The following is an 8,366-nucleotide window of genomic DNA, read 5'->3' on the forward strand; positions in this document are numbered from 1 at the left end:
GCGTTTACTCTTCATAATAACCGTCGCTTAGTACTGCCATGAGTTTTTGCATGTCTTCAGGTAGTGGCGTCGTCACCTCAATGTCTTCACCCGTCGTCGGATGCACGAATCCTAACGTATAGGCATGCAGTGCTTGGCGCGGGAAATTATTAATAGCTTGGCGCTGAGCTTCTGTCAATCCAGAACGCAACTGACGACGGCCACCATAGACACGGTCACCGACTAATGGATAAGTAATGTGACTTAGATGCACACGAATTTGATGCGTACGTCCAGTCTCAAGTCCAACATCTAGCAGACAGTAGTTTTCGTTCAATGGCGTGACATTTAGCAGATGCGTTACCGCTTCGCGGCCGGCGGTCATCACCGTCATTTTAGTACGCTGGTTACGATGTCGGCCAATCGGCGCATCGATACGGCGATGACGAGATAAGCTTGCTTGGTCCCCTGCCACCACACACTTATAGTGACGATAAACAGACTTATCTTTTAGCTGCTCCATTAGTGCCATCTGTGCAGGTTTGGTTTTGCCAATCAGTAGCAATCCAGAGGTGTCTTTATCAATACGGTGTACAAGACCTGCACGCGGTAAATGATGCTGCTGAGGATAATGATATAGCAATGCATTGACCAAAGTGCCATTTTGATTACCAGCGCCAGGGTGAACCACCATACCGACAGGTTTATTAATTACCAATACGTCATCATCTTCATAGACAACATCGATATCTATGTTTTCTGGTTGGTCTTCGCCATGCTGCTGTAACGTCGTTGATAGATGCAATACGTCATCTGCTTTGACACGGACTTTCGGTTTTTGGACACTGCCGTTGTAGAGCAGACTACCATCAGTAATCCAGTTCTGGAGTTGTACACGCGAAAAGTCCGAAAACGCTTGTGAGGCGACCTTGTCAATACGCAGGCCAGCTTGATCTTCTGTGACCACATGCGTCATGTCTACAATCACTGGTACAGCTTGACCCGCTACTGGAGCTTCATCGTCGTCGCCGTCCATATCGCTGTCATCAATATCATTATCATCAATGTCGCTATCGTTCAGATCATTACCATCATCGATGAGCAGTTCTTCATTATCAAGCGCATCATCATCAAGCGCATCATCATGCACTTGCTCACTCATCATTGGTTGATTATCAGGTAGCTCATTATTGTTCAAAACATCATTTGGCATTGGTGACTCTTGTGCTGATGAATCAGTATCTAGCGATTGATTCGGTGATAAATTGGTAGTCATGGCATCATTATTCATAGCGGATTGATACATTGATACGTGGCAAAGCCCCTGACAGTGTTTTGTGAGGTGACTTCGAAGATAGTATTATAAATAGCAGTATAAAAAATTGTCGTTTTTTGCCTATAAATGGCAGATAACCACCTTTAAGGTACAAAAAAGCGAAGACAATACCGCTCTAGTGTATCATGTCGCACGCATAAGCCCTATAGAAGCCGCATGCTATCTGTTAATTTTTGAGCATACCTTTGGGCTGTAAGATTCCTCGCTTAACTCTCTAGAACATGACATTGCTGTAATTTACTGTATATTTACTCATGCTAGCGACATTCGATATCGCTCGTGACAGCCGCTCATGTTAAACTGCCTATACAATATAGATGGCGAAAAAATAGACGTAGCAAATGTTATTCTATAAAGTATAGCCATGTTTTGCTGTATGCTATGGCACTGTATGCGAATGCCGTACTTAGATACAGTTTGAAAATAGCATTGGGCTTTGTTGATCATGTTTGCCATTTAAACCGTTTGACTATGGTTAAGTGCATGTGGTCTATGACTGGCTTACTATAAAAGCGCTATGTATCAGACCCAATCTATCAGTACAATACGTCATAACAAAAACTGCATTCGATAAAAAATTTTTGCTGGTGGATCGCTGACTATTTAGCGTTGTTTTTTATCACTAACCTTTTATATAGCATGATAGCGCCGCTGCTATTATGCGTCTTGTGTCGGAGAAGAAGTATGCAAGCTGTTGGCAATACGTTTATCAAACTGTCCTCAATAACCCTACTGGCGCTTAGCGTCAATCTAGTGGGTTGCCAGACTTTCAAAAATCTAACTGGCGCCAAAGATGGTGAGGCAGTAGAAACAGCTGAAAAATCAGAGCAAGGGTACTATAACGAGGCCGTCAATCAGATTGACAAAGGTCACTATATCCAAGGTATCGAAGAGCTGACCAATCTGCGCACATTCTACCCAACCGGACAGTACGCTGAGCAAGCTTTGCTTGACATGATGTATGCACAATACGAAGGCGATAAGTATGAGATGGCAGCAGCAAGTGCTGAGCAGTTTATCCGTCTGTATCCGTCTAACCCACAAGTCAGCTACGCCTACTATGTGCGCGGCGTTGCCAATATGGAAGGTTCATCTGAGAGCCTAAAGCTATTTAAACTAAACCAAGCTGAGCGTGATACCGCGTATTTGCGTATTGCCTTTGCCAACTTCCAAGAGCTTATCAATAAATATCCAAACAGCCCGTATGCACCAGATGCCGCTCAGCGTATGACGTTCATCTACAATCAGTTTGCTGAGAGCGAAATGAGCGCAGCCAATTGGTATATCGAGCGTGAAGCTTATGTAGCAGCGGTCAACCGTGCCAAATGGGTATTTCAGTATTACCCGCTAAGTGAGTCAACGCCAGATGCTCTTGCGGTATTAGCTTATAGCCATGAAAAACTGGGTCTAACCGATTTGGCCAATGATTACAAAACGCTGTTGCAGATCAACTACCCAGAAATGCTAACTAGCAATGGTAGTGTGAAATTAAGCACTAAACGTGACCGTACTTGGCTCAACAAGATCACCTTTGGCAAGCTTGGTCGTTCGAACACAACTGACAAATCAGTCGCATCTGGTGAGTATAATGGCGCCACCAAGACACAAATGATTCGTAATGCAGCCCAGTTGAGACTAGCAGGGACTAACACGACGCCTGCCAATACTCCAGTCGCCAATAATGCTGCTGCGCGTAATGGTATTAGCGTAGGCTTAGGTCTGCCTGAAGCGTCAGCTGAGCGCGTAACCAGTCAATCAAGCACTGGCTCGACTGCAAGAGAAGCCAACGTCGATCCACTAAATACCAATCCAACACGTCGCACTACGCTAAATGACGACAGTGTGAGTGATATGGATAATAATTGATTACGTGAAGTCTCTTCTTAGCTTAGCCTAACTAACACAGTCTGTATTCATTGATAATAAGGTCAACATTATGTTGGCCTTATTTTTCTAGCAGTACCTTATTACCTCTGCCCCAATATAATCGACCTATGGTAAACTGTTTTTTGTATGAGCATTCCTAACCATATTCTTGAACAATTAAATAGCCAAGCTGACCTGATCAGTATCATTGGCAAACACACCACGCTTAAACGGGCTGGTAGTGAATATAAAGGCTGCTGCCCTTTTCACGGTGAAAAATCGCCTTCCTTTTATGTCAATCCACAAAAAAACATCTATCACTGTTTCGGCTGTAGCGTCGGTGGCAATGCCATCAGTTTTTTGCGTGATTATGAGAATTTGACATTCATTGAAGCGGTCAATGAACTATCAAAGCAAACAGGCATTGAAGTACCCAAAGAAGAACAGCAAAACGTTAGTTATCAACGTCGCGCACCCAAACCTATTGCACCGCCGCCTGTGCATAATATTCCTAACCCAACTGTAGAACATAGCAAAGTAGGTCAAGACGGTACAAATCAAGACAATCATCAAAATAATCGTCAAGACATTTATCAAGACAATCATCAAAACAATGTTGCCCAAAGCGACCAAAATTACATCGATCAGCCCATTTATGATGACAATCAGGGCTATGAGAATTTCCCACCGTTAGAGGCGTATGATTCAGCATCCTATTCGATGGACTCGTATTCCTCAGAGCCGTATTTGCCAAACCATGCAGATGACAATGGCTATCCGCCAACATGGCTGACAGATACGGATACTAGCGCTGGTATGCAGGACACTCATGGTATTGAGCAAAGCGATGATAAAGATGGCAATCTATATGAGCTGCTAGAGCAAATCCAACAGTTTTATCAGCACAACCTGACCACGCATCCCCATGCCAAGCACTACTTTTTATCGCGCGGTATTACAGAAGATATCTTTGAGACCTTTGGTCTTGGCTATGCACCGTTTGGTTGGCAGCATCTTGAGCATCAATTTCCGCAGGATATTGAGGGTCTAAAAGCTTTAGGATTGGTACGTCAATCAGAGTCTGGCCGCGACTACGATCTATTGCGAGACCGAGTCATCTTCCCAATTCGTGATAACCAAGGCCGCACTATTGGTTTTGGCGGTCGAGCGCTTGATGACGAAGTAAAGCCTAAATATATCAACTCCTCAGACTCACCCGTCTTTCATAAGCAGCATGTACTATACGGCTATTATGAATCACGTCAGCAGCGCGCAGATAGCTGGCTAGTGGTCGAAGGCTATATGGATGTGATCGCTCTTTATCAAGCAGGTATCTATGGGGCAATCGCCTCGATGGGTACAGCGATTAATGAAAGCCAAATATCGCGTCTACTGACACTCAATCCAACGCTTACTTTGAGCTTTGATGGAGATAGCGCAGGACAAAAAGCGGCTTGGCGTACACTTGAAGTTGCCCTGCCTGTACTGGCCGATGACAAAGAACTGCGGTTTTTAACCCTGCCTAACAATCATGATCCTGATACTTTTATTAAGAGTCAGGGCAGCGATGCCATGCGTGAGCAAATCGCTAATGCCATGCCGCTATCACAGTATATTTTTGCATACTTGAGTGAGCGTTATGACATGAGTCTGGCTGAAGGCAAAGCCAAGCTCATGTCCCAAGTTCGCTCGTTGACGACCGCTTTACCCAAAGGCAGTAGCTTTCGCTATTTGCTTAACAATGACGTTTATCAAAAGCTTGGCGGCAGGCGCAGTCAGAATGTCGAGGCCAAAGATGCGCTACTAGATTTCGATGGTGATATGACCATCAGTCAGCAATTGCAGCTGTGCTTTTTGTTTCAGCCGCGCGCGTTAATCGACGACCCTATTGAGTCGATTTGGCAACAGTCAGGGATTAATGGCTTACACCTACCTGCCCATATCAAAAAAAAAGCATCGCCTGATACGCTGCGTCCTCTTGCGTGGGAAGACTTGCAAGATGCTGCCTTGTTAGACATCGTAAGTACCATTAAGCGCTGTCTTAATTACTTACCAAAAGATGTCAATGCAGCGGCGCATTTTATCTTATCGAACGTAAAACCTGCGACCCAAGACATGCTCAGCCGTAATTGGGGCGGCTTCTATAAAGCGCTAACTGCGCGCAATATTTTGGGGCTTGATGGCCTAATCGAAGAGCTAGTCAGTCAACTGCTTGAGCGCAACATGAAGAAAAAAATACAAGAGCTGATACAGAACCCTGATCATATTAAGCTTGCGATCGTCCGTAAACAAACCCAATTATTGAATGATTGGCTACGCGCACAGCAGGCAGAGCAATCTGCCCAGATGGTCACTGTGCAGTCTTAATGTTTAATTTCAAATGTTGACCCTTTAAAAGTCTAGCAGCTGCCCCCACTACTAATGATTATGCCCAGTAGCATGAGTCGCTCCAAAATCATTTAGCTGATGGCAAATAATCAGTAAAAAATGGTCGGTAGCTATCACTAGCTCGTGCTTGACGACTGTGGTCTGTGTTAAACTGTGTCGCTGTATATTGACAGCACTGCTTGGTGAATGATTGTGAGCATGCATCGTTAAGCACAAATTTTAGGTATTATTTTTACGTATCCGCTTTTAGATACTATTTTTTCAGTACTGTGTTTTTTAAGTACTATATTGAAGTCTTTTTAGCTTTTCTAATTTTTGGCTGTTTATCAGCATTGTTATTGTAGTGTTTTGAGCCTTTATTCATATCAACTCATTTTTGATATTATTGACAACCTCTACGCCATATTTTGATCAATCGATTGATAAGATCAACGCAAAGAGCGAGCGATAGCGAGTCACAATATAAAAATGTCCGATGCAAGTAAGCGAGTATTTATGAACGATAAGTCAGTTTCTAAGTCCACATCTCAACTGGCCACCTTAATCCAAATGGGCAAAGAGCAAGGGTATCTTACCTACGCTGAGGTGAATGACCAGCTGCCCGACTCTATTACCGAAAGCGATCAGATCGAAGACATTGTGCAAATGCTGACCGATGTCGGTATCAAGATCTTTGAATCAGCTCCTGATGCCGATGACATCTTGATGAACGATGATTCAAGTGATGATGATATGGCAGCAGATGAGGCAGCGGCAGTACTCGCCTCTGTTGAAACCGAGCCTGGTCGTACCACTGACCCTGTACGTATGTATATGCGTGAGATGGGTACGGTTGACCTACTGACTCGCGAAGGCGAAATTGCTATTGCTAAGCGTATCGAAGAAGGTATTCGTGATGTACAGCATGCTATGGCTTATTGGCCTGGTACCGTACAGTTTGTCCTTGACGAATATGAAAAAGTACAAGATGGTGAAAAGAAACTCTCTGACGTCATCACTGGTTTCTTAGATCCTGAGACCGAAGAAGACAAAATCGCAGCCCAAGAAGCAAAAGAAGCAGCGAAAGAAGAGCGTGAGCGCATTAAAGAAGAAAAAGAAAATCCACCAGTTATCAAAGCCAAGGTCAATGCGAAAGCAGCTGCGCTTGATGATGACGACGAAGACGAAGATGACGTTGAAGACGAAGCTGAAGAAGAAACCAGCGGCCTTGATCCAGAAGAAGTTCGTTTACGTCTAGAAGAGATCGAGCATCTATTTATCAAAGCCAAGCAAGCATTGCTAGATTATGGCCGTGGTAGCGTACAGGCTGATACAGCGTATGCCCTACTTGCTGAACGCTTTATGATGCTAAAGCTAAATAATCGCTTGTCAGACCAAGTCATGGCTATCATGCATGACGTCTATGACGACGTACGTAAGCAAGAACGTCAAATCATGCGTTTGGTGATTCGCCGTGGTCGTATGCCGCGTGAAGAGTTCCGTAAGACCTTCCCTAGCAATGAAACCAATGTTGATTGGTTGATTGAACGTATCAAAGGTAAGCCTGCATTTGCTGGTACGCTAGAAAAAGTTACTGATGACGTTATTTTACTACAACGTCGTATCCGTGATTACGAGCAACAGCTCGACATGAAAATCCACGATATGAAAGATGTGGCACGTCGTATGGCGGTTGGTGAAGCAAAAGCTCGCCGCGCGAAAAAAGAGATGGTTGAAGCTAACCTACGTCTGGTTATCTCTATCGCCAAAAAATATACCAATCGTGGCCTACAGTTCTTGGATCTTATCCAAGAAGGTAACATCGGTCTGATGAAAGCCGTTGATAAGTTTGAATATCGTCGTGGTTATAAGTTCTCGACCTATGCTACTTGGTGGATTCGTCAGGCGATTACTCGCTCGATCGCTGACCAAGCGCGCACCATTCGTATTCCTGTGCATATGATTGAGACCATCAACAAGATAAACCGTGTCTCACGTCAATTGCTACAAGAAATGGGCCGCGAGCCAACGCCTGAGGAGTTAGGCGAACGCTTAGAGATGGACGAAGTTAAAGTCCGTAAAGTGCTGAAAATTGCTAAAGAACCTATCTCTATGGAAACCCCTATCGGTGATGATGAAGATTCGCACCTAGGTGATTTTATCGAAGATGGTACGATTTCAAGCCCTGTTGATGATGCGACTGCTGCTGGTCTGCAAGAAGCGACGCGTGATGTATTGGGTAACCTGACTGAACGTGAAGCGCGTGTCTTGAAAATGCGCTTCGGTATCGATATGCCAACCGATCATACTCTAGAAGAAGTCGGTAAACAGTTCGATGTAACGCGTGAGCGTATTCGTCAGATTGAGGCAAAAGCATTACGTAAATTGCGTCATCCATCACGTTCTGAGCACTTGCGCTCTTTCCTTGAAAATGACTAGACTCTCAGAGAAATACTGAGCCTAACTAATAGGTTTCAGATAGCTGTTAAAAATAAAAAAGCTGAGTATATCTCAGCTTTTTTTATGCCTGCTTTTTAATTCTAGAAATTATTAATCACAGCATTTGTTAATCACGATGTTTGTTAGTTAAAAATCTTCTTAATTACAAAGCCTCCTAGTCATAAAACCCTTTAATCCAAGAGCTCCTCCTTCAATATATACCCTTATTTTTCTTACTTCCTAATAACTTATGGGGCTGTCCTAGATAAGTAAAATTATTTAGGATAGCACTATGAGAAAGAGTAAACTAAGTTGGTATAAACAAAGCAGACTAATCGAGTTATTTGTTGCCGGTTCTACCGCGAGAACAGCAGCAAGC

At 43.8% G+C, this 8,366-nt stretch carries 4 protein-coding genes and 1 pseudogene; 4 read left to right on the forward strand and 1 reads right to left on the reverse strand.

The genetic code is table 11. The features are described 5' to 3' along the window. Nucleotides 1-4 precede the first annotated feature (4 nt). On the reverse strand, nt 5-1,255 hold the full coding sequence (locus QL898_RS04035) for an RluA family pseudouridine synthase (RefSeq protein ID WP_290175881.1): 1,251 nt from the start codon (nt 1,253-1,255) through the stop codon (nt 5-7). Nucleotides 1,256-1,999: 744 nt separating this feature from the next. Between QL898_RS04035 and QL898_RS04040 the strand changes: the two genes are divergently transcribed. The 4 genes and pseudogenes from QL898_RS04040 to QL898_RS04055 form a co-directional block, all read left to right on the forward strand. Beyond that, complete coding sequence (locus tag QL898_RS04040; RefSeq protein ID WP_290175882.1) at nt 2,000-3,181, forward strand: outer membrane protein assembly factor BamD; 1,182 nt, start codon at nt 2,000-2,002, stop codon at nt 3,179-3,181. Between the two features lie 147 nt (nt 3,182-3,328). Beyond that, nucleotides 3,329-5,548: a CHC2 zinc finger domain-containing protein gene (locus QL898_RS04045; RefSeq protein WP_290175883.1), complete on the forward strand. Its 2,220-nt coding sequence runs from the start codon at nt 3,329-3,331 to the stop codon at nt 5,546-5,548. A gap of 516 nt (nt 5,549-6,064) precedes the next feature. Next, nucleotides 6,065-7,987, forward strand: a complete 1,923-nt coding sequence (gene rpoD, locus QL898_RS04050) for an RNA polymerase sigma factor RpoD (protein WP_290175884.1) — start codon at nt 6,065-6,067, stop codon at nt 7,985-7,987. Between the two features lie 292 nt (nt 7,988-8,279). Then, nucleotides 8,280-8,366: pseudogene (locus QL898_RS04055) on the forward strand (IS1595 family transposase); the annotation flags it as partial.

This window comes from Psychrobacter sp. APC 3279 (assembly GCF_030407795.1).
Lineage (GTDB): Bacteria > Pseudomonadota > Gammaproteobacteria > Pseudomonadales > Moraxellaceae > Psychrobacter.